This is a genomic window from Streptomyces sp. NBC_01244, from assembly GCF_035987325.1.
Taxonomy (GTDB): Bacteria; Actinomycetota; Actinomycetes; order Streptomycetales; family Streptomycetaceae; genus Streptomyces.
The window spans coordinates 2,730,433-2,752,671 of record NZ_CP108488.1 but is presented as its reverse complement, the minus strand read 5'-3'; the positions used below and the strand labels follow the sequence as shown (position 1 = coordinate 2,752,671).

General features: G+C 73.3%; 17 protein-coding genes. 10 read left to right on the top strand and 7 right to left on the bottom strand.

Going from position 1 to position 22,239, the window contains the following annotated elements; all coding sequences use genetic code 11:
* The first annotated feature begins 18 nt into the window (after positions 1 to 18).
* Positions 19 to 4,560, top strand: a complete 4,542-nt coding sequence (gene gltB, locus OG247_RS12170; protein ID WP_327257435.1) for a glutamate synthase large subunit — start codon at positions 19 to 21, stop codon at positions 4,558 to 4,560.
* On the top strand, positions 4,553 to 6,013 hold the full coding sequence (locus OG247_RS12165; RefSeq protein WP_327252256.1) for a glutamate synthase subunit beta: 1,461 nt from the start codon (positions 4,553 to 4,555) through the stop codon (positions 6,011 to 6,013). Before gltB ends, OG247_RS12165 begins: the two co-directional genes overlap by 8 nt.
* A 327-nt stretch (positions 6,014 to 6,340) precedes the next feature.
* Here the strand turns inward: OG247_RS12165 and OG247_RS12160 are convergent, their stop codons facing one another.
* Positions 6,341 to 7,111 (bottom strand): hypothetical protein, encoded by a 771-nt coding sequence (locus OG247_RS12160; RefSeq protein ID WP_327252255.1) that lies wholly within the window; start codon positions 7,109 to 7,111, stop codon positions 6,341 to 6,343.
* Between the two features lie 255 nt (positions 7,112 to 7,366).
* Between OG247_RS12160 and OG247_RS12155 the strand changes: the two genes are divergently transcribed.
* From OG247_RS12155 to OG247_RS12145, 3 genes are all read left to right on the top strand, one after another.
* Positions 7,367 to 8,359, top strand: coding sequence for a helix-turn-helix transcriptional regulator (locus OG247_RS12155; protein ID WP_327252254.1), 993 nt, complete (start codon positions 7,367 to 7,369; stop codon positions 8,357 to 8,359).
* Positions 8,360 to 8,518: 159 nt separating this feature from the next.
* Positions 8,519 to 11,098: a molybdopterin-dependent oxidoreductase gene (locus OG247_RS12150; protein ID WP_327252253.1), complete on the top strand. Its 2,580-nt coding sequence runs from the start codon at positions 8,519 to 8,521 to the stop codon at positions 11,096 to 11,098.
* Positions 11,095 to 12,063: an FAD binding domain-containing protein gene (locus OG247_RS12145; protein ID WP_327252252.1), complete on the top strand. Its 969-nt coding sequence runs from the start codon at positions 11,095 to 11,097 to the stop codon at positions 12,061 to 12,063. The genes OG247_RS12150 and OG247_RS12145 overlap by 4 nt, the downstream gene beginning before the upstream one ends.
* 62 nt (positions 12,064 to 12,125) lie before the next feature.
* Here OG247_RS12145 and OG247_RS12140 read toward each other — a convergent pair whose 3' ends face one another.
* Positions 12,126 to 13,112 carry a GlxA family transcriptional regulator gene (locus tag OG247_RS12140; RefSeq protein ID WP_327252251.1) on the bottom strand — a complete coding sequence of 329 codons (987 nt, stop codon included), beginning with the start codon at positions 13,110 to 13,112 and terminating at the stop codon, positions 12,126 to 12,128.
* Between the two features lie 111 nt (positions 13,113 to 13,223).
* Between OG247_RS12140 and OG247_RS12135 the strand changes: the two genes are divergently transcribed.
* From OG247_RS12135 to OG247_RS12125, 3 genes are all read left to right on the top strand, one after another.
* On the top strand, positions 13,224 to 14,141 hold the full coding sequence (locus tag OG247_RS12135; protein ID WP_327252250.1) for an NAD-dependent epimerase/dehydratase family protein: 918 nt from the start codon (positions 13,224 to 13,226) through the stop codon (positions 14,139 to 14,141).
* Between the two features lie 100 nt (positions 14,142 to 14,241).
* Positions 14,242 to 14,466 (top strand): hypothetical protein, encoded by a 225-nt coding sequence (locus OG247_RS12130; RefSeq protein WP_327252249.1) that lies wholly within the window; start codon positions 14,242 to 14,244, stop codon positions 14,464 to 14,466.
* Positions 14,463 to 15,551, top strand: a complete 1,089-nt coding sequence (locus tag OG247_RS12125) for a hypothetical protein (RefSeq protein ID WP_327252248.1) — start codon at positions 14,463 to 14,465, stop codon at positions 15,549 to 15,551. The genes OG247_RS12130 and OG247_RS12125 overlap by 4 nt, the downstream gene beginning before the upstream one ends.
* A 307-nt stretch (positions 15,552 to 15,858) precedes the next feature.
* On the opposite strand, the gene OG247_RS12120 is transcribed toward OG247_RS12125, so the two are convergent.
* Entirely contained in the window at positions 15,859 to 16,272 is a 414-nt protein-coding gene (locus OG247_RS12120; RefSeq protein ID WP_327252247.1) for an SgcJ/EcaC family oxidoreductase, read from the bottom strand.
* Positions 16,273 to 16,358: 86 nt separating this feature from the next.
* Between OG247_RS12120 and OG247_RS12115 the strand changes: the two genes are divergently transcribed.
* Both OG247_RS12115 and OG247_RS12110 read left to right on the top strand, forming a co-directional pair.
* A complete protein-coding gene (locus OG247_RS12115; protein ID WP_327252246.1) occupies positions 16,359 to 16,535 on the top strand; it encodes a hypothetical protein in 177 nt (58 codons plus the stop codon).
* Between the two features lie 138 nt (positions 16,536 to 16,673).
* The gene (locus tag OG247_RS12110; protein ID WP_327252245.1) at positions 16,674 to 18,083 is read left to right on the top strand and encodes a DUF1906 domain-containing protein; all 1,410 of its coding nucleotides are present in this window, start codon (positions 16,674 to 16,676) and stop codon (positions 18,081 to 18,083) included.
* Positions 18,084 to 18,090: 7 nt separating this feature from the next.
* Here OG247_RS12110 and OG247_RS12105 read toward each other — a convergent pair whose 3' ends face one another.
* From OG247_RS12105 to OG247_RS12090, 4 genes are read right to left on the bottom strand one after another with little or no spacing between them, the layout of a single operon-like run.
* Positions 18,091 to 18,612 carry a pyridoxamine 5'-phosphate oxidase family protein gene (locus OG247_RS12105; RefSeq protein ID WP_327252244.1) on the bottom strand — a complete coding sequence of 174 codons (522 nt, stop codon included), beginning with the start codon at positions 18,610 to 18,612 and terminating at the stop codon, positions 18,091 to 18,093.
* Between the two features lie 36 nt (positions 18,613 to 18,648).
* A complete protein-coding gene (locus OG247_RS12100) occupies positions 18,649 to 19,377 on the bottom strand; it encodes a vWA domain-containing protein (RefSeq protein WP_327252243.1) in 729 nt (242 codons plus the stop codon).
* Positions 19,374 to 20,522 (bottom strand): acyl-CoA dehydrogenase family protein, encoded by a 1,149-nt coding sequence (locus OG247_RS12095; protein WP_327252242.1) that lies wholly within the window; start codon positions 20,520 to 20,522, stop codon positions 19,374 to 19,376. The genes OG247_RS12100 and OG247_RS12095 overlap by 4 nt, the downstream gene beginning before the upstream one ends.
* Positions 20,523 to 20,533: 11 nt before the next feature.
* Positions 20,534 to 22,180 carry a FadD3 family acyl-CoA ligase gene (locus OG247_RS12090; protein ID WP_327252241.1) on the bottom strand — a complete coding sequence of 549 codons (1,647 nt, stop codon included), beginning with the start codon at positions 22,178 to 22,180 and terminating at the stop codon, positions 20,534 to 20,536.
* Positions 22,181 to 22,239: the final 59 nt, after the last annotated feature.

The window sequence follows — 22,239 nt, the reverse complement described above, 5'->3', positions numbered from 1 at the left end:
AACACCGCCTGGTCGCCCATGGACGGTCGCCCCGCCCAGCAGGGCATGTACGACCCGCGCAACGAGCACGACGCCTGTGGCGTCGGCTTTGTGGCCAACCTCACCGGCGAGGCCAGCCACACGCTGGTCGAGCAGGCGCTGACCGTATTGCGGAACCTCGAGCACCGAGGCGCCACCGGATCCGAGCCCGACTCGGGCGACGGCGCCGGCATCCTCTCCCAGGTCCCCGACGCGTTCCTGCGCGAGGTGGCCGGTTTCGACCTCCCCGAGGCCGGCGCGTACGCCGTCGGCATCGCCTTCCTCCCCGCCGACGGCACCGCACAGGCCGTCGCCGTGGAGCAGATCGAGGCCATCGCCGCCGAGGAGAACCTGACGGTTCTCGGCTGGCGCGAGGTGCCGGTCACCCCCGACCTGCTCGGCAACGGCGCCCGCGCCACCATGCCGGCCTTCTCGCAGCTCTTCGTGAGCAACGGGACGAGCGGGATCGAGCTGGACCGCAAGGCCTTCGTGCTGCGCAAGCGCGCCGAGCGCGAGGCCGGGGTCTACTTCCCGTCGCTCTCCGCCCGCACGATCGTCTACAAGGGCATGCTGACCACCGGCCAGCTCGAGCCCTTCTTCCCGGACCTCTCGGACCGCCGCTTCGCCTCCGCGATCGCCCTGGTCCACTCCCGGTTCTCGACGAACACCTTCCCGTCGTGGCCGCTGGCCCACCCGTACCGCTTCGTCGCGCACAACGGCGAGATCAACACGGTCAAGGGCAACCGGAACTGGATGCGGGCCCGCGAGTCCCAGCTGGCCTCCGGCCTCTTCGGTGAGGGCGCCCTCGAGCGGATCTTCCCGATCTGCACCCCGGACGCCTCCGACTCGGCCTCCTTCGACGAGGTCCTGGAGCTGCTCCACCTCGGCGGCCGGTCCCTCCCGCACAGCGTGCTGATGATGATCCCGGAGGCGTGGGAGAACCACACCTCCATGTCGCCGGCCCGCCGCGCGTTCTACAAGTACCACTCCACGCAGATGGAGCCGTGGGACGGCCCCGCCTGCGTCACCTTCACCGACGGCACCCAGGTCGGCGCGGTCCTCGACCGCAACGGTCTGCGCCCCGGCCGCTACTGGGTCACCGACGACGACTTCGTCGTGCTCTCCTCCGAGGTCGGTGTCCTGGACATCGACCCGGCCAAGGTCGTCCGCAAGGGCCGCCTGCAGCCCGGCAAGATGTTCCTCGTCGACACCGCCCAGAAGCGGATCATCGAAGACGACGAGATCAAGGACGCGCTGGCCGCCGAGCACCCGTACGCCGAATGGCTGGAGACGGGCGAGATCGAGCTGACGGACCTGCCCGAGCGTGAGCACATCGTGCACACCCACGCCTCGGTCACCCGCCGCCAGCAGACCTTCGGCTACACCGAGGAAGAGCTCCGCGTCATCCTCGCGCCGATGGCCCGCACCGCGGGCGAGCCGCTCGGCTCCATGGGCACGGACTCCCCGATCGCCGCCCTGTCCGAGCGCCCCCGGCTGCTCTTCGACTACTTCACCCAGCTCTTCGCGCAGGTCACCAACCCGCCGCTGGACGCCATCCGCGAGGAGCTCGTCACCTCGCTGCTGTCCTCGCTCGGCCCGCAGGGCAACCTGCTGGAGCCGACCGCCGCGTCCTGCCGCAGCGTCACGCTGCCGTTCCCGGTGATCGACAACGACGAGCTGGCCAAGCTCATCCACGTCAACGCCGACGGCGACATGCCGGGCATGAAGGCCGCCACCCTCTCGGGCCTGTACCGGGTCTCGGGCGGAGGTGCGGCGCTGGCCGCCCGCCTGGAGGAGATCCGCGGCGAGGTCGACGCGGCCATCGAGAACGGCGCGCACCTGATCGTCCTCTCGGACCGTCACTCCGACGCCGAGCACGCGCCGATCCCGTCGCTGCTGCTCACCTCCGCGGTGCACCACCACCTCATCGCCACCAAGCAGCGCACCCAGGTGGGTCTGCTGGTCGAGGCCGGCGACGTCCGCGAGGTCCACCACGTCGCGCTGCTCATCGGCTACGGCGCCGCCGCGGTCAACCCGTACCTCGCCATGGAGTCCGTCGAGGACCTCCTGAGCGCCGGTACCTTCCTGTCCGGCCTCGCGCCGGAGCAGGCCATCAAGAACCTGATCTACGCGCTCGGCAAGGGCGTCCTGAAGGTCATGTCCAAGATGGGCATCTCCACCGTCGCCTCCTACCGCGGCGCGCAGGTCTTCGAGGCCGTCGGCCTGAACGAGGAGTTCGTCGCGGCGTACTTCGCGGGCACCGCCACCAAGATCGGCGGCGCCGGCCTGGACGTCATCGCCAAGGAGGTGGCCGCGCGCCACACCAAGGCGTACCCGGCCTCCGGCATCGCGGCCACGCACCGCGCGCTGGAGATCGGTGGCGAGTACCAGTGGCGCCGCGAGGGCGAGCCGCACCTGTTCGACCCGGACACGGTCTTCCGCCTGCAGCACGCCACGCGCAACCGCCGGTACGACATCTTCAAGCAGTACACGGACCGGGTGAACGAGCAGTCCGAGCGCCTGATGACGCTCCGCGGGCTCTTCGGCTTCAAGACGGAAGACCGTCCGTCGATCTCCATCGACGAGGTCGAGTCGGTCGCCGACATCGTCAAGCGCTTCTCCACCGGCGCCATGTCGTACGGCTCCATCTCCAAGGAGGCGCACGAGACCCTCGCCATCGCCATGAACCAGTTGGGCGCCAAGTCCAACACCGGTGAGGGCGGCGAGGACCCGGACCGCCTGTACGACCCGGCGCGCCGCTCCTCCATCAAGCAGGTCGCCTCCGGCCGCTTCGGTGTCACGAGCGAGTACCTGGTCAACGCGGACGACATCCAGATCAAGATGGCGCAGGGTGCCAAGCCCGGCGAGGGCGGCCAGCTGCCCGGCCACAAGGTCTACCCGTGGGTCGCCAAGACCCGGCACTCCACCCCGGGCGTCGGCCTGATCTCCCCGCCGCCGCACCACGACATCTACTCCATCGAGGACCTGGCTCAGCTGATCCACGACCTCAAGAACGCCAACCCGGTCGCCCGCATCCACGTGAAGCTGGTCTCCGAGGTCGGCGTGGGTACGGTCGCGGCCGGTGTCTCCAAGGCCCACGCGGACGTCGTCCTCATCTCCGGCCACGACGGCGGTACGGGCGCGTCTCCCTTGACGTCCCTGAAGCACGCGGGCGGTCCCTGGGAGCTCGGCCTCGCCGAGACCCAGCAGACCCTGCTGCTCAACGGGCTGCGCGACCGCATCGTGGTCCAGACGGACGGCCAGCTCAAGACCGGCCGCGACGTCGTCATCGCCGCGCTGCTCGGCGCCGAGGAGTTCGGTTTCGCGACCGCGCCGCTCGTCGTCTCCGGCTGCGTCATGATGCGCGTCTGCCACCTGGACACTTGCCCGGTCGGCATCGCCACCCAGAACCCGGTCCTGCGCGACCGCTTCTCCGGCAAGCCCGAGTTCGTCGTCAACTTCTTCGAGTTCATCGCGGAGGAGGTGCGCGAGCTCCTCGCCGAGCTGGGCTTCCGCACGATCGAGGAGGCCGTCGGCCACGCCGAGCTCCTCGACACCAGCAAGGCCGTCACGCACTGGAAGGCGCAGGGTCTCGACCTGGAGCCGCTCTTCTACGTGCCGGAGCTGCCCGAGGGCGCGGTCCGCCACGCCCTGATCGAGCAGGACCACGGTCTGGAGAAGGCGCTCGACAACGAGCTCATCCGCCTCGCCGCGGACGCGCTGAACGCCGACTCGGCCGAGACCGCGCAGCCGGTCCGCGCCCAGGTCGCGATCCGCAACATCAACCGGACGGTCGGCACCATGCTCGGCCACGAGGTGACGAAGAAGTTCGGTGGCGCGGGCCTGCCCGACAACACCATCGACCTGACCTTCACCGGTTCCGCCGGCCAGTCCTTCGGCGCCTTCCTCCCGCGCGGTGTGACGCTGCGCCTCGAGGGTGACGCCAACGACTACGTCGGCAAGGGCCTCTCCGGCGGCCGCGTCGTGGTCCGTCCCGACCGCGGCGCCGACCACCTGGCCGAGTACTCGACCATCGCGGGCAACACGATCGGCTACGGCGCCACCGGCGGCGAGCTGTTCCTGCGCGGCCGCACCGGCGAGCGCTTCTGCGTCCGCAACTCCGGCGCCCTGGTCGTCTCGGAAGGCGTGGGCGACCACGGCTGCGAGTACATGACCGGCGGCACCGCGGTCGTCCTCGGTGAGACGGGCCGCAACTTCGCGGCGGGCATGTCGGGCGGCGTCGCGTACGTCATCGACCTGGACCCGGCCAACGTCAACGTCGGCAACACGGGCGCGCTCGAAGCCCTCTCCGACACCGACTCCCAGTGGCTGCACGATGTGGTGCGCCGCCACGAGGAGGAGACCGGCTCGACCGTGGCCGCGAAGCTCCTGGCTGACTGGACCGCCTCGGCGGCCCGCTTCAGCAAGATCATCCCGACCACGTACAAGGCAGTGCTCGCCGCCAAGGACGCCGCTGAGCTCGCCGGACTCTCCGAGTCCGAGACCACGGAGAAGATGATGGAGGCGGCGACCAATGGCTGACCCGAAGGGCTTCCTCACCACCCCGCGCGAGACCGCCTGCACCCGTCCTGTGGCCGAGCGCCTCAAGGACTGGAACGAGGTCTACGTTCCGGGCTCGCTGCTGCCGATCATCAGCAAGCAGGCCGGCCGCTGCATGGACTGCGGCATCCCGTTCTGCCACAACGGCTGCCCGCTCGGGAACCTGATCCCCGAGTGGAACGACTTCGCGTACCGCGAGGACTGGACCGCCGCCTCCGAGCGGCTGCACGCGACGAACAACTTCCCGGAGTTCACCGGGCGGCTGTGCCCGGCGCCGTGCGAGTCCGCCTGCGTGCTCGGCATCAACCAGCCGGCCGTCACCATCAAGAACGTCGAAGTCTCGATCATCGACAAGGCGTGGGACAACGGCGACGTCACCCCGCAGGCGCCCGAGCGCCTGTCGGGCAAGACCGCCGCGGTCATCGGCTCCGGCCCGGCGGGTCTCGCCGCGGCCCAGCAGCTGACCCGGGCCGGCCACACCGTGGTCGTGTACGAGCGCGCCGACCGCATCGGCGGGCTGCTGCGCTACGGCATCCCCGAGTTCAAGATGGAGAAGGTGCACATCAACCGCCGCATCGAGCAGATGCGTGCGGAGGGCACCAAGTTCCGTACCGGTGTCGAGGTCGGCCGCGACATCACCGCCACCGACCTGCGCAAGCGGTTCGACGCGGTGGTCATCGCGGCGGGCGCGACCGTCTCCCGCGACCTCCCGGTCCCGGGCCGCGAGCTCAAGGGCATCCACTTCGCGATGGAGTACCTGCCCCTCGCGAACAAGGTCCAGGAGGGCGACTTCATGGCGCCCCCCATCACGGCCGAGGGCAAGCACGTGGTCGTCATCGGCGGTGGCGACACCGGCGCGGACTGCGTGGGCACCGCCCACCGCCAGGGCGCGGCCTCGGTCACGCAGCTGGAGATCATGCCGCGCCCCTCCGAGGACCGGCCCACCGGCCAGCCCTGGCCGACCTTCCCCATGCTGTACAAGGTCACCTCTGCTCACGAGGAGGGCGGCGAGCGGATCTACTCCGTCTCCACCACCCACTTCGAGGGCGACGAGGACGGCAACGTCCAGGCCCTCCACCTGGTCGAGGTCGCCTTCGAGGACGGCAAGCTCGTCCAGAAGCCCGGCACCGAGCGCGTCCTCCCCGCGCAGCTGGTCACCCTGGCGATGGGCTTCACCGGCACCGACCAGGAGAACGGCCTCACGGCGCAGTTCGGCCTGGCCATGGACGCCCGCGGCAACATCGAGCGCGACGCCTCCTACGCGACCAACGTCGACGGCGTCTTCGTCGCCGGCGACGCCGGCCGCGGCCAGTCGCTGATCGTGTGGGCCATCGCGGAAGGCCGTTCGGCCGCCCGCGGCGTGGACCGCTTCCTGACCGGCACCAGCGCCCTCCCGTACCCGGTCAAGCCGACGGACCGCTCGATCACCGTCTGATTCTCGACGCCGTGCTCGCACCGCTCGGCCGCAGGCGGCCTCCCGGGCTTCGCCCGGCTGCGCCGGCCTCCGGCCGTCGGGTGGTGGCTGAGGTCTCGCAGTACCCCCGGCCCCGGCCGGGACCCCTCATACGGTCCGTACAACGAAGTACGGCACGCCGACACAGCGCCCGCCACGTCCCCGACCAGGGGTGGCGGGCGTTGTGGCGTTCCGGATGCGGGCTACTCGGCCCGGGGTGCGGTTGCTCTCGTTGTGGTCCAGCCGGTGTCGGTCATGGTGCCTCCTGATGGTCCGTTGCCGACTGGTGATGTGCAGGTTCGGGGGTCGTCAGAGGGGCCTGGGGGAGGTGTAGCCGACCACGTACCGGGATGTCGCCGACTGCTTGGTGTTCTTGTAGGTCAGTTTGTCGCTCGAGTTGCCCTCCACGGAGAAGTAGGCCTTGTACCTGGTGCTGTAGGCGGTCAGTACGCCGACGTGGTCGATGACGCCGTCGGCGTTCCAGTCGTAGCTGACGACGTCTCCCTTCTTGGGGACGTATGCCTTGGCCTCCACCTGGGCGCGCGTGTGCCAGGTGCCGTTGGCGCGGCCGTAGTCGCGGAAGGAGGCTGCCGAGGCGTTGAGGCCGGTGACCTTGGCGCCGCCCCAGTACCACGTGTACTTCGCGAAGTCGGAACACCAGGCGCGGGACTTCCAGTTCGCGGTGGTCCAGGTCTTGGTGCCGTTGACGTACATGTAGCCCTTGCTCTTGCCGCAGGCGGCGCCGTTGGTGCCGGTGCGCGGGGCGCTCGTACCGTCGAAACGGCGGTTGCGCGGGTCGGTCCAGAAGCCCGTGTAGAAGTTGCAGTTGTTCTTGGCGTTGACGCCGTCGGCCGCGCCCTCGTACCTGCGCTTGCGGACCTCGGCGTTGTCGCTGGTGTACTGGCCGAGGGCCTGCGCGGCTATGCCGTCGCCGAGCGTGGCGGCCTGTGCCGCCCCCGCCATGGTGAGGTCGCCGAGTGTCAGGCCGGCCGTCAGGGCCAGTACGGCCGCCGCCTTGAGGGCGCGGTGTCGTCCCGTGCCGTGAAGGGGTGCCGGGGGTATCGGAATTGGCGTCGTCATGCCATGACCTCGCGAAGTCGGACCGGATGGGGGTGGTGCGGGGTGGTGAGCCGGCCCCATGGGGCTGAGCCCAGGCCTGGATGCCCGCCGACCGACCATCACCCGGACGGGAAAGCAGCGTCCAGCGATCTCCCTGTCCCGGACACCGGACGGCCGTCCGGGCTGGTCAGGGGGCCGGGAGGCTGGCAACTCGGTCTGGAAGATGGCGGGTTCTGCTGTAGCTGACAGGGCCTCGGACTGGAAAGCATGTGCACCATGGATCCCGCCGACGACCTGGAACCGGGAAGAGCCGACAGCGCCACCGCGTTCATCGCTCTGCTCCGGGAGCTGAAGAGCCGTTCCGGACTGACCTACCGGCAGCTCGAACGCCGCGCCGCCGACCAGGGCGGGGTGCTCGCCCGCAGTACGCTCGCCGACGTGCTGGCGGGCAAGAAGCTTCCGCGCCCCGAACTCCTCTCGGACTTCGTACGGGCCTGCGGCGACGGTGCGCGGGCCGATGAGTGGCTCGGGGCATGGAGCCGCATCGCCGCGCAGCCGCCTACCGTTCCCGCCGTTCCCGCCGAGCGGACAGCCGCGCCGTCGGCCGAGTCGCCCGTTCTGCCCGGCCGGCGCCGGCGGCTCCTGGTGGGGCTGGCGGTCGTCGGGGTGCTGGCGGCAGCGGCCGTGGTCGCGGGCATCACCGGCTGGCCGCGCACCGGCTCCGGCGCCCCGGCGAAGTCGGCCTTGCGCGAACCGCTGCCGGCGCACCTGCCCGTCGGCAGCGCGCTGTGGATCCGGCCGGCTCTGGCGCCGGGGCTCTGCCTGAGCGACGGCGTCGTCAGGGACCACCGCTACGACTCCCTGGTGGCCGTACAGCGTCCGTGCGAGGAGACCGCGCCGCAGCGCACGACCCTGGTGAACGCGGGCGTCGGCACGTACCGCATCCAGTGGTACCGGCCCGAGCTGGGTGCCGGATGCCTTCGATTGCGCGGGCAGGGGGCGGGCGCCGAACTGCTGGAGCCGTGGGACAAGTGCGACCTCGCGAGCCACTTCCGCTTCGAGCCGGCGCGGGCCGCGAACGCGAGCGGCTATCGCATCCGGGTCAACGGGCAGGGCTGCGTGGGAATCAAGGGCGGCGGCGCCGAGCCGGGAACGGAGGCCGTGGTCGAACCGTGTGCCCAGGACGCCAGGCAGATCTTCACCGTCACCCCGGTGTCCCCGGTGTCCCCGGCGTCCCCCGAGACCTCCACCGCGCCGACGGCGTCGTAGCCGAGGTCACCTGGCCGGTGGCTCGGCCAGGAGGACGACCCGCGGTGACCCGGGGAGTATGCCGAGCTGCGGTGTCGGTGGGGGCGGGTTATCAAGGGGAGTGAAGGCGAGCCCGGGTGGTGTGGGGGTCGTCGCCCCCACGGTTGAGGAGTGCGTCTCGTGGAGTTCGAGGTCAATGGCGTCCCGTGTGCGGTGGACGTGGACGGTGATCCGGCTGCCGTGGAGGTCGTGCGGGAGCAGTTGGGGCTGACCGGGACCAAGCTGGTCTGCGCCGGCGGGGTCTGCGGGGCGTGCACGATCCAGGTCGACGGCGAGCCACGGGTGGCGTGTCTGACGCCGGCGGCGCGGCTGAGCGGGCGGCGGGTGACGACGGTGGAGGGGCTGGCCGGTCACCCGGTCGGGCGTGCCTTCGCCGGGGAGGACGCCTTGCAGTGCGGGTACTGCACGCCCGGGTTCGTGGTCGAGGCGGCCGCGTTCTTCGAGCGGTGGCGGGCCGCGCACGGGCGGGCCAGGCCGGGGCGGGAGGAGATCGCCGAGGCGCTGGCGGGCCACCTGTGCCGTTGCGGCGCCTATGAGGGGATCTTCAGAGCCGTGGCGGCGGCCTGCGCGGGCGAGTACGAGACGGATGCGGTGCAGGGGCCGGTCCCGCGTGCCGAGGCCGCCGAGAAGGTCGACGGGTCGGCCCGGTACACCACCGATCAGCGGCCCGAGGGGCTGCTGGAGGGGGTGATCATCCGCTCGCCGCACGCGCATGCGTACGTACGGTCCCTGGAAGCCGGGGATCTGCCGCTGGTGCCGCTGCTGCCGCCCGACGGCGTGGTGCGGTACGTCGGGCAGCCCGTGGCGGCGGTCGCCGCGGCGGACCGGGCCTCCGCGCGGGCGGCCGCCGGACGGGTCACGGTGGAGTACGAGGTGCTGCCGGCGGCCCTCGACGTGGATCGGGCGCGGGCCGGCGAGGGGCCGCTGGTCTACGAGGACAAGGCGGCGCGGAAGCTGGCGCCCGGATCGGGTGAGGCCCCACAGCTGACGCCCGCCCGCTGGCGCGGCAACCGGCGCGGGCCCTCCGCCATGAGCAAGCGGCCCGCCACGGCCGTGCGCCGGATCATCGAGGCGCGCAAGAACAGCCCCGAGCGGGTGGTGGAGGGGCTGTTCACGACCGCCGCGCAGACCCACACCCCGCTCGAACCGCACGCCTGCCTGGCCCGCTGGGACGACGGCACCCTCCACCTGGAGGTGTCCACGCAGTCGGTCAAACAGGTGGCCGTACTCGCCGCCGAGCGCTTCGGCGTGCCCCTCGAACGGGTGGTGGCCCGGGCCGTGCACGTGGGCGGCGGCTTCGGCTGCAAGATGGGGCTGACCTCCGACGTGGTCGCCGCGGTGGAGCTGGCCCGGCTGCACGGCGCCCCCGTGCGGGTGGTGCTGGACCGGGACGAGGAGCTCACCGACGGCGGGTACCGGCCCGGCACCCGGATCCGGCTGGCGATGGCCGCGGACGCCGCCGGGGAGCTGAGCGCGCTGGCCATCGACGTGGACACCGACGGCGGGGTCTCGGTGGGCGGCACCGTCGCGGCGCTGGCCCGGTTCATGTACGGCAAGGCACCGCGCCGGCTACGGGACTTCGACACCGTCACCCACCGGCCTCCGGGCGCGCCCTTCCGCGGCCCGGGCGGACCCACGATGTGCTGGGCCCTGGAACAGGCCGTCGACGAGATGGCCCACCGGCTCGGCCAGGACCCCATCGCCCTGCGCCGCCGCTGGGACGGCAACCCCAAACGCCACGCCCTGTACGACCTGGCCGCGGCCCTTCCGGCCTGGTCGGGCACCCGCGGCGGCACCGGGCGGTTCCGCCGGGGCGTCGGCGTCGCGGCGGCCAACTGGCTGTACTTCCTCGACCCCGCCACCGAGGTCGAGCTCACCGTCGAGGACGGGATCGTGGTCGCCCGCTGCGCCGTACAGGACATGGGTACGGGCGCGCGCACCGTGCTGCGCCGGGCCGTCGCCGAAGGACTCGGCGTGGCGGAGGACAGGGTCCGGGCGGAGGTCGGGCACAGCGACACCGTCCACGGCCCCACCTCCGGCGGCAGCCGCACCACGCCGTCGATCGTGCCCGCCGCCGCGGACGCCGCCGCACGGCTGCGCAAGGCGCTCGGCGAGGGCGGCGGTGACGGCGGCGGCGACATGGCCGCCCGGCTGGACGGGGCACACGGCGTACGGGTCACCGGCCGGCGCACCCGGGACCACCGGGGCTTCGTGACCCCCCTCAACCTGACCATGGGCGGCGTGGCCATCGGCCGCGGCTTCACCGGATCGGTGCAGGTCGCCGAGGTGGAGGTGGACACCCGGCTCGGCCGGATCCGCCCGCTGCGCGTGTGGAGCGGCATCGCCGCGGGCCGCATCCACGAGGAACGCCTCGCCCGCAGCCAGTGCGAGGGCGCCGTCATCCAGGGCGTCGGCTACGCCCTGTTCGAGGAGCGGCGCACCGACCCGGCCACCGGCCGGGTGCTGACCGACAACCTGGAGGACTACCGCATCCCCGGCATCGCGGACACCCCCGAGATCACCGTCCACTTCCACCAGGAGGGCTTCGACCACGTCCCCGGCGGCGGAGTCGGCCTCGGCGAGATCTCCACCCTGCCCACCGCCGCCGCCCTGGCCAACGCGGTCCACGACGCCACCGGCCGGCGCCCGTACGACATGCCCATCCGCCCCGACCGGCTCCTGGAAGGACTGGGTACGTGAGCACCGAGCCCACCCTCACCGACCTCTCGGCCGCCGTCCTGGCACGCGGCGGGGAGCTGCGCGCCGGAGGCACCGACACCACCGCCCGGCAGCGCTCGGGCATCACCCCGGGCCCGTTCACCGACCTCGACGGCGTGGACGGCCTGCGCGGCTGCACGCCGATGCCCGGCGGCGGGCTGCGGATCGGCGCCCTGACCACGCTCGCCGCGCTGGCCGCAGATCCGCGGGTGCGCTCCGGCTGGCCCGCCCTGGCGGTGTCGGCCGGGATCGCCGCGACCCCGCAGATCCGCGCCGCCGGCACCCTGGGCGGCAACCTGCTCCAGCGCAACCGCTGCTGGTACTACCGCAATCCGCACGTCAGCTGCCTCCAGAAGGGCGGCTCCGGCTGCCCCGCGCGCGAGGGCGACCACCACTTCGGCGTGGTCAGCGGCGACGGCCCGTGCGTCGCCCCGCACCCGTCGACCCTCGCGATGGCCCTGCTCACCTACGACGCCGGGGCCGAGATCCACGGCGAATCGCCGCGCACCGTCGCCGAGTTGTACGGGGACGGCGACCGGCTCCACCAAGCCGACCACCTGCTGGCACCGGACCGCATCCTCACCGCGGTCCTGCTGCCGCCGCCGCTGCCGGGCGAACGCGCCGCATGCCACCGCGCCACCAGCCGGGCCCTCGGCGAATGGCCCCTGGTCGAGGCCACCGCCCGGCTCGCGCTGGACGGCGCCACCGTCACGCACGCCGCGGTCGCGGCGGGCGGGGTGGCACGGGTTCCGCTGCGGCTGCCGGAGGTGGAGGCCGCCCTGATCGGGCGGGAGGCCACCCCCGAGGTCCTCGAGGCCGCGGCCGCGACGGTGCTCGCCCGCTGCCGCCCGCTGCCGCAGACCGGCTACAAGACCACCCTGTTCCGCGACACCGTCCTGGAGGTACTGGAACGGGCCGCGGCCCCCGCCCCCACCCCTGCCGGTTAGCGTCCGGCCGGCCGTCCGACCGGCCGGCCGGACGGACGGACGTTCGGCCCGCGCCCCCGTCCCTACGGCTGCCGCACCCGTGCCATGGCCCGGTAGGCGGTCGGAGTGAGGCCCGTGGAGCGGACCAGGTGGGCGCGGAGGGAGTCCGCCGTGCCGAGGCCGCTCCGGGCGGCCACCTGGTCCACGGGGAGGCCGGTCGTCTCCAGGATCTCGCGGGCTCGGTGGAGGCGCTGGTGCAGGAGCCACTGCAGGGGGCTGAGACCGGTTTCGGAGCGGAAGCGGCGGGTCAGGGTGCGCACGCTCAGACCCGCGTGCCGGGCCAGGTCGGCCAGGGCGGTCGGTTCGTGCAGGCGGGCCAGGGCCCACGCGCGGGTCGCGGCCAGGGAGGTGCCGTGGTCGGCCGGGAGCGGCGTCTCGATGAACTGCGCCTGGCCGCCCGGTCGTACGGGAGCCGCGACCACCAGACGGGCGGTGGCGTTCGCGACGGCGGCCCCGTAGTCGCCGCGCACCATGTGCAGGCACAGGTCGATCCCCGCGGAGAGCCCCGCCGAGGTCAGCACTCCGTCGTCCTCGACGAACAGCACGCCCGGCACGAGGTCGACCGCGGGGAAGCGCTCCCTGAACTCCTCCGACATGCTCCAGAAGGTCGTGGCGCGGCGGGAGTCGAGCAGACCGGCCTGCGCGAGGACGAAGGCGCCCGTGCAGATGGAGGCGATGCGCCGGCCCCGCGCGGCGGCGGCCCGCAGGGCGTCCAGTGCCCGCGGGTCTCCGCTGACCCGGGCGCCCGTCCCCGTGACGATCACCGTGTCGGCCCCCTCGACCGCCTCCAGGCCGTGGCGTACGACGATGTCGATGCCGATCGCCGCAGGGACGACGCCGGGGGTGGGCGTGCAGATCGTCACCTCGTAGGCCGGGTCCGCCCCGACGCGCGTCGCGCCGAAGACCACCTCCGGGATCGACAGGTCGAAGGTGGTCACCGGGGGGACCGCGATGACCGCCACCCGGTGCGGACGGTGGGGTGCAAGAAGGGATTCAGGAGGAGTCGTCATGGCTCGAATCTCCGGATTGCTGGCATTCAGGCCACTACTGTACGGCGCGGCACGGAGCGAGAGTTGATTCATCGAGTGCACAACTCAAGCTTTCAGCAGGGGAGTACAGCCATGTCCGTGCACGTCATCACCGGCGCCGGTCCGATCGGTACCGCCACCGCGCGCTTGCTCGCCGCATCCGGCGAGCGGGTCCGTGTCGTCACCCGCACCGGCGGCGGGCCCGAGCATCCGCTCGTCGAGCGGGTCGCCGCCGACATCACCGACACCGACCGCCTCACCGAGCTGCTCCGGGGTGCGCGCACCCTCTACAACGCCGCCGCTCCCGCCTACCAGGACTGGCGCACCGCCTTCCCGCCGCTGGCGGCCTCCCTGCTCACCGCCGCGGAGCGGACCGGCACGGACTACGTGATGCTGGGGAACCTCTACGGGTACGGGCCCGTGGCCGAGCCCCTGACCCCCGGCCTGCCCCTGCGGCCGACCTCGGACAAGGGGCGGGTGCGCGCCGCGATGTGGGAGGAGGCGCTGGCCGCCCACAAGGCCGGGCGCGTGCGCGTCGCCGAGGTCCGGGCCAGCGACTTCCTCGGCGAAGGGGCGCTCTCCCTGTTCACCTGGACGGTCGTCCCCGCCGTGCTCGCGGGCACGGAGGCGCTGCTCCCCGTCGGCCTCGACGAGGCGCACGCCTGGTCCTACGCGGACGACGTGGCCCGCACGCTCATCGCGGTCGGCGGCCGGGAGGACGGCTGGGGCCGCGCCTGGCACGTGCCGTCCACCTCGGAGCTGTCCGTCCGGGCCCTGGCCGGCCGGCTCGCCGCAGCCGCGGGTGCGCCGGACCCGCGGCTGCGGCGGATGACCCCCGGGGAGCTGGCGGAGCTGGCCGCCCGGGATGCGGTGATGGCCGAGGTCCCGGAGATGGCGTACCTGTACGACCGGGCGCTGCGCCTCGACGCCTCCGAGACCGAGCGAGTGCTCGGCGTACGGGCCACCGCGCTGGACCTCGTCCTCAAGGAGCTGGTGGAGAGCGGGAGCTGATACCCCCAGGCGCCCCTACCCGCGAGTATTGACTATTAGTCAATTCGGGCCCACGCTCGACGCGAGCCGTCGTGTCGTCTTTGGTGTGGGAGGTCGTCCCGTGCGTACAGATGAGGAAATGGGCCGTTTGGCAGGGGAGTTGGGAGGCGCCCGGCCTCCCGCCTCCTTCGCGGAGCTGGATGCCGGGGAGCTCGCGCGGCTCGCCGAAGCGCTCAAAGCGGAGCGGGCGCGCCAGGCCGAAGGCCTGAACCAGGCCGCCGAGGAGGCGCTGGGGCTGGTCCCCGCCCTCGCGCGCGGGGCCGTGCGCAAGGTGCTCTTCCGGTGAGCCGCGCCGAAGTGGAGAAGATCGCCCGGCTGGTGGGCACGGACGCCGGGGAGCTCGGCTTCCTGCGCGGGCTGCCGGACGAGGACGTACGGGCGTTCCGCGAACAGGTCAGCGGCGTCCTGAACGACGGCGCACCCGAGATGCTCGACCGGATCGCCGCCGCGACCAAGCTCGTGCCCGCCGGGGTGGCGGCCGCCATCTCACAGAAGGCGCTCGGGCCCCGACTGGCCGCAGGCGTCGCCGGCCGGCTGGAGTCGGGCCGGGCCGCCGCCATCATCGAGAAGCTGCCCGTCTCCTTCACCGCCGAGGCCTGCGGACACCTGGACCCGCGGAAGATCTCCGGGATCGTCGACCGGCTCGACGAGGGGCTCGTCGTACGGATCGCCACCACCCTCGCCGAGAACCGCGACCACCTCACCATGGGCCGGTTCGTCGGCCACATGCGGGACCAGGTGCTCCGCCGGATCCTGGACCAGGTCGACGACGCGGCGGTGCTGCGCGCCGGTTTCTACGTGGACCTGCCCGAGCGGCTGCCCCGGATCCTGGAACTCATGGGCGACGACCGCCTCGGCGCGGTCGTACGGGCCGCTGCCGCCGAGGGGCTCTGGGAAGAGGCCCTGGGCGTGGCCGCGATGGTCGGCGGCGACCAGCGGCTGCGGATCGCCGAGCTCACCGCCCGCCTCGGCGCGGCCGAACTCGACTCGCTCGTACGGGTGACGCACGCCGAGGGCCTGTGGGAGTCCCTGCTCCCGCTCGTGGCCCTGCTCGGCGAGGAGGACCGGCTCGCGGTGGCCCGGCTGGAGTCCCTGCGGGACCCGCTCGTGCTGGCCGGGGTGGTACGGGCCGTCGTGGCGACCGCACTGTGGGGCGCCTTCCTGCCGCTGGTCGGCGCACTGCCCGAGGAGGCGCGCAAGGTGGTGGCCGATGCCGCCGCCGGACTGGGCGACGCGGAGCTCGATGGCCTCGTGCGCGAGGTCGACAAGCAGGACCTGTGGGAGCTGGTGCTGCCGCTGGTCGAGCTGATGGAGGAGGCGGGGAAGGAGCGGATCTTCGCCCTGCCCGCATTCCGGGAACAGCAGGAGTAGCGGAGCGTCCCCCGGGACGACGGTCGGGCGGGTGGTGCGGCGGCCCAGGGCGCACAGAGCGGCGCGCACCACGGCCTCCGGCCTCTGGGCCAGGCGGGTGTGGGGGTGCGGGCGGGTCCGGGGCCGGGGACGTCGGCTCCGACTCCGGACCCGCGGCGGTGGGGCCGGGGCTCCCGCGTACCGGACGTATCGGGTGCCCCGGCAGTGCGCGAGGTGCGGTGCCGGGCGGCGCGGGCCGGGAAAGTCCGAAGGCTGCGCCGCGCCGGGAGAGGTCCGAAAGAGACGGCCTGGCGGCCGCGGCGTGCGGTCAGCGCTCGGAGGACGGGACGAGGCCCGGGGAGAAGCGGTGGGACACGGCTTCCATCAGGGGCCTGCGCTTGGTGTTCTGGAACGCGGCGATCCGCCACGGCCCGTCCGGGTCGCGGACGAGGGTGTGCGTCTGGATCTTGGTGGGCTTCGCCGGGCGCTTGCCCCTGTAGGTGTCCCCGCGGCCGTTCACCACGGCGGTGCCGGGCCCGTAGAAGCGGACGTCGAGGATCTCGTCGGCCGGCCGGGTGCCCTTGAGGAAGCCGGCGAAGAGGGTGCGGCGGCTGTCCACGATGTCGCGGCGGCCCCGGTAGAAGGTGCCGACGTAGGTGATGTACGTGGCGTCCTCGCTGAAGAGCTCGCCGTACGCCTCGGCGTCGTGGCGCTCCCAGGCGGCGGCGAGCCGGTCGAGCACGGCCGGACGGAGGCGGAGTCCACGGACTCGCCGGTGGGCTGCTGCATGGCGGACCACTCCCCCATTGGCCGGACCGCATCGAGGACGTGGTCGGACCGGCCCGCCGGCACATCGCGACCGTGATCGGGTCCTACACCCCGGAGCAGCAGGCCCTGCTCTTCGACTGCTTCGCCCGCGCCGCACCCGCGTTCCGCGCGGCCACGGAGGAGATCCGCGGCGCCACCGCCCCCCGTCGGAGCAAGGGCCGCCCGGCGGCGGAGTAGGGGAGCGGGGGGAGCGAGGGAAGTGGGGGCGGCCGTCCGCGGCGCGGCGCGGTGCGGTGCGGCCGTCCCGTCAACAGGTGGCCGCGGGCTCTCGTGCCTCTGCGTCAACCCCCGGGCCTTCTGGTAACAGTGGGTCACATGCTCCCCACCCACATGATGTTGAGCTGCCTGCTGGGCGCCGCGCTGCTCGCTCCCGTCCCCCTCGGGGCCGTCGAGGGTCCCACCGCCGACGGCCGCACCGTCGACTACCGCGGGCTGCGCCTCACCGTGCCCGCCGACTGGCGGGTCGTCGACCTCGACCGGAACCCCGACGCCTGCCTGCGCCTGGACCTGCCCACCCTCTACCTCGGGCACGCGGGCGGCCAACGCGAATGCGGAGCCGCCCGCGCCGCCGCCCACCGCTCCGACACCCTGCACCTGGAGCCGCTCGACGGGGCCCCGCCGCGCGCCGACATCCCCACCGTCGGGGGTGACGAGGGCGACCCCCTGGCCAAGGTCCGGGGCGACAGCAACGAGATCCGCTACGCCCTGCGCCGCGCCGGGGTGATGGCCACCGTCTCCTACGCTTCCACCCCCGAGGCCGTCCGCGCGGTCCTCACCCGGGCCCGCGCCCTCACGCCCCCGGCGGCCCCCGGCCCGGTCCCCGTCGATCCGGCCGGGGTCGTCGGCGGGGGTCCCCGCACCACCGTCCAGGTGCCCTTCACCGGCGAGGGCTTCGACGCCTGCACGGCCCCCACCCAGCGCACCATGAACGCGTGGCGGGCCGACTCGCCCTTCGGCGCCGTCGGCGTCTACATCGGCGGCCGCGCCCGGGCCTGCGCCCAGCCGCAGCTCACCGCCGGATGGGTGAGCAGGCAGGCCGAGGCGGGCTGGCACCTCATGCCGATCTGGGTCGGCCCCCAGCCCTGGAACAGCTCCTCCACGGGGCTCTCCACCGACCCCTCGGAGGCCAACGAGCAGGGCCGGGCCGAGGCCGAGGGCGCGGCCCACGCGGCCGAGGCACTGGGCCTGGCCGAGGGCACCGTCCTCTACAACGACCTGGAGAACTACACGGACCGGGCCACCTGGGACGCCCCGGTCGTCGCCTACCTCACGGCCTGGACGGTGCGCCTGCACGAACTGGGCTACGGCGCCGCCGCCTACGTCGCGGCGAGCTCCGGGGCCAAGGCGCTGAGCGCCCACTACGCCCAGGCCCCGGAGGCCATGCCCGACGTGCTGTGGGTGGCCCGCTGGAACGGCGCGGCCTCCGTCGCCGACGCCGACCTGGGGCTGCCCGCCGGTACGACCCAGTGGACGGGGGGCCGCCGCGCCCACCAGTTCCGCGGGGACCACGACGCCACGTACGGGGACGTGACGCTCAACATCGACCGGAGCTGGCTGGACGTCGGAGCCCCGGCCATGAAGGCCCCGGCCCCGGCGAAGGCTCCGAAGGCCCCGGGCAAGACGCCCAAGACCTCCAAGGCCCCCGCCAAGAACCCGAAGGCCCCTGCCAAGACCCCGCCCGGGATCCTGGCGGACGTCCTGACCCGGACCCCGGCCAGGACCTAGGCCCGGCTCAGCCCGCCGCGGGCTCCTCGCGGGCCGGCTCGTCGTCATTGCCCCGGCGCAGGGTGCGCAGCCCGTGCTCCGGGGTCCACGAGCGGACCACCAGGTCGTCGCCCTCGACGCCGACGTGCACCACCTCCGTCAGCTCGGCGCGGAACAGGTCGAAGGGGTGCGGGGTGTCGTTCTCCTCGGCCTCCTCCGCGTACCGGTGGAGCTCGGGCTGTTCCACGATCTCCACCGCGCGCCCGGCGATCCGCACGTCCCCGTCGGGCATGGTCTCGCCCGGACCCGGGTTGGTGTGCAGGGCGAAGCGCCCGTCGCGCCGCAGGTCCTTCCCCTTCATCGAGCCCGGCATCATGCCCAGCCACAGCTCGCCGCCGCGGATCTCGACGTTCAGTCCGGTCGCGCGCGGGGAGCCGTCCTTGCGCAGGGTCGCCAGGACGTGATGCGGGAACTGTGCGAAGCGGGCCTGCACGGCCGCCGCGAAGTCCGGCTCCGCCTTCTCGAATACGGCCCAGTTGTTCGTCGTCATACCTCCATCAAAGCGCGAGGTACCGACAACCGCCCCTCAGGCGCGCACGATTCCGGCCGCCCGGGCCGCCGCCAGCCACCCCGGGAACTCCCCGACCAGCCGGTCGTACAGCTCCGAGTCGGGGACGGTCCGCGGGTCCGGGCCGGCATGGAAGTAGCCGGCGTTGTCCACGACCCGCTTGCCCGGCACGGGCAGTTCGTCCAGCCGCCGCAGGAAGTCGAACTGCGAGCTGCGCGTGTTGCCGAAGCCGACGAACTGCCAGAAGAGCGGCAGCCGGGCCGCCTTGCACAGGTACTTCTCGGCGGCCGACTTACTGGTGGGCCCGCCGTCGGTCTGGAAGACGACGAGTGCCGGGGCGGACGGCCCCGAATCCAGGTAGTGGTCAATCACAGCGTCCATCGCCGCGTGGTAGGCCGTCCTGCCCATGTGGCCGAGTCCTGCGGCGATCGCGGTGACCCGCCCCTCGTGGCCGGCCAGGGAAATCTCCTCCATCGCGTCGACCTCCGTGGAGAAGAAGACAACGGGTACGCGGCCGTCGTCGTCCAGGTGGGCAGACAGTCCCAGTACCTGGTCGGCGAGGGCCTGCACGCTGCCGTCCTCGTAGTACGGGCGCATCGAGCCGGAGTAATCGAGCACGAGGTAGACCGCGGCGCGTCCACCCTCCAGGCCGTGCTTGCGGAGCGAGACCCCGGCGCTTTTGTAGAGGTTCACGAGCGCCGGAGCGGTCCGTTCGATCTTCCGGAGGTCTATCGCACTGCCGGTCATGGGCCGAGGGTACGACAGCCCGCGGTCCCCACGCTGTCGTTCGGAAGGAACCCCAGCCGGGCCGCCAGCCGTTCACGGTGCGCGGCGGGGGAACCGAAGAGCAGGGCCGAGCCGTGCGCCCGCTTGAAGTACTCGTGCGCCTCGTGCTCCCAGGTGATGCCGATGCCGCCGTGCAGCTGGATCATCTCGCCCGTCACGTACGCGTAGGCCTCCGAGCAGGCCGACTTGGCGGCGGCCGCCGGCTCCGGGGCCGCGTCGGAAGCGGCCGCCGCGAGGGCGAGCGAGCGGGCGCCCTCCACCGCGGTGTGCAGGTCGGCGAGCCGGTGTTTGACCGCCTGGAAGGAGCCGATGGGCCGCCCGAACTGCACCCGGTCCTTCGCGTACCGGACCGTCGCCTCCAGCGCCCGCGCCGCCGCGCCCACCTGTTCGGCGGCGAGCGCCGTGCAGGCCAGGTCCCGGACCCGGGCGAGGACCCCGGCGCCGTCGGCCGAGAGCAGCCGGGCCGGGGTCCGGTCCAGGGTCAGCTCCGCGAGCGGTCGGGTGCGGTCCATCGTGGACCGTACGGTGAAGGCCGCCGGTGCGGCGAGGAGCTCGAACAGCCCGAGCCGGTCCGGGTCCGTGCCGGCGGCGCCGTCCATCCGGGCGAACGCCAGCAGCAGGGACGGTTCGGCGGGGCCGGCCAGGACGTACCGTTTCGTGCCCGTGAGCAGCCAGTCCGGTCCGGCCGGCTCGGCCCGGGCCGACAGGTCGCCGGGCTCCCACCCGCCCCCCGGGGCGAGCGGGCCGTCCGCGGATTCCGGGGACTCCGCCCAGGCCAGGGCCCCCACGACCGTGCCCTCCGCCAGGTGCGGCAGGTGCTTCGCGCAGGCCTCCCGGTCGCCGGACGCGAGCAGGGCCCCCACGGTCAGCACCGCCGAGCCCAGGTACGGTACGGGGCTCAGCGCGCGCCCCAGCTCCGTCATGACCACCGCGACTTCGGCCGGCCCGCAGCCCAGCCCGCCGTACTCCTCGGGGACGGCCAGCGCGGCCGCGCCGATCTGCGCCGTCAGCGGAGCCCAGGCCGTGTGGCCGGGGTGGCGGGCCAGGACCGCCCGTACCGCGTCCCGGAGTTCCTCCTGTTCCGCGGTCGCTTCCAGCGGCCTCACGCCGACTCCCTTCACGTCGACTCCCCTCGCGCCGTGCGGCGCAGCTCCGTCTTCAGCAGCTTGCCGCCCGCGTTGCGCGGGAGCTCCTCCAGCAGGGTGAACCGGCGCGGCACCTTGAAGTTGGCCAGGCGTTCCCGGGTCCAGGCGGTCAGCTCCTCGGGGGTGACCGGCCCGGTGGTGACGACGTAGGCGACTCCGACCTCGCCGAGCCGCTCGTCGGGGGCGCCGACGACCGCCGCGTCGGTGATGGCGGGGTGGGTCAGCAGCACGTTCTCCACCTCCGCCGGGTAGGCGTTGAACCCGCCGACCACGTACATGTCCTTCAGCCGGTCGGTGATGGCGAGGTAGCCCCGCCCGTCGAGCACGCCGATGTCCCCGGTGCGCAGCCAGCCGCCGGGCAGCACGGTTTCGGCGGTGCTCGCCGGGTCGTCCAGGTAGCCGGGGGTGATGTGGTAGCCGCGGACCTGCACCTCGCCCGGCTCCCCGGCGGGCAGCACCGCGCCGAGCGGGTCGGTGATCCGTACCTCGGTGTCCGGCAGCGGCAGCCCCACGGTGTGGGCGAGGGTCCGGGCGTCGGCGTCGGTGGGGCAGACGGACACGACCCCGCCGGACTCGGTGAGCCCGTACGCGGTGAACACCTCGGGCGCCCCCAGTTCGCCGCGGATCTCCTCGACGAGGGAGGTGGGCACCGAGGCGGCTCCGGTGCCGGCCAGGCGCAGCGCGGACAGGTCGTGCGCGGCCCGTGCCGGGTGGCGGATCAGGCCGTGGAAGACGGTCGGCGGGCCCATCAGGCAGGTCACGCGCTCGGCGGCCATGCGGTGCAGGATGCGGTCGGTGTCGTAGACGGCCTCGGGGAGCATGGTGACTCCGCGCAGGAGGCAGGCGAGCACTCCGGCCTTGTAGCCGAAGGTGTGGAAGAAGGGGTTGACCAGCAGGTACCGGTCTCCGGGGCGCAGGCCGACGAGGCCGGACCAGGAGGCGTAGAGCCCGACGGTCTGGCCGTGGGTGGTCATGACGCCCTTGGAGCGGCCGGTGGTGCCGGAGGTGTAGAGGATGTCGCTGAGGTCCTCGGGGCGTACGGCGGCCGCGCGCGCGGCCCGCTCCGCCTCGGGGACGGCCTCGCCGGCGTGCAGGTACGCCTCCCAGGAGAGGGTTCCGGGCGGGCCGTCGGGACCGCCCGTGCCGCCGCGCCCCCCGCGCCCGTCCCGCAGGATCACCGTCGAGGCGAGCGCCCCGAGGTCCTCGCCGGAGGCGTGCAGGTCACGGGCGTAGTCGGTACCGAGGAACCCGCGCTCGGTGAGCAGGACGCGGGCGCCGCTGCGCCGGATGACGTCGGCGGCCTCGGCGGGCTTGTAGCGGGTGTTGACCGGTACGAGGACCGCTCCGGCGCCGACCGCGCCGAGGGCGGCGGTGATCCACCGGCGGCTGTTGGGTGCCCAGATCGCGACCCGGTCGCCGGGCCGGATGCCGTGGGCGATGGCGGCGCGGGCGGCCGCGGAGATCTCGGCGGCGAGGCGGGCGAAGGTCCAGCGGACCTCTCCGTCGGCGAGCGCCTCGCGCTCCCCGTACGCGGCGGCGGCGTACTCGGGGAGCCGGGCGAGCGTGGCGGGTGGCTGTGGCTGCGCCTCAGGCCGGGGCTGGGGCGGGGGTGGTGGCATCGGATCGGACCCTCCCTACTTGACGAGCGAGCGTGGGCGGTATCCAATCACAGGTGTTT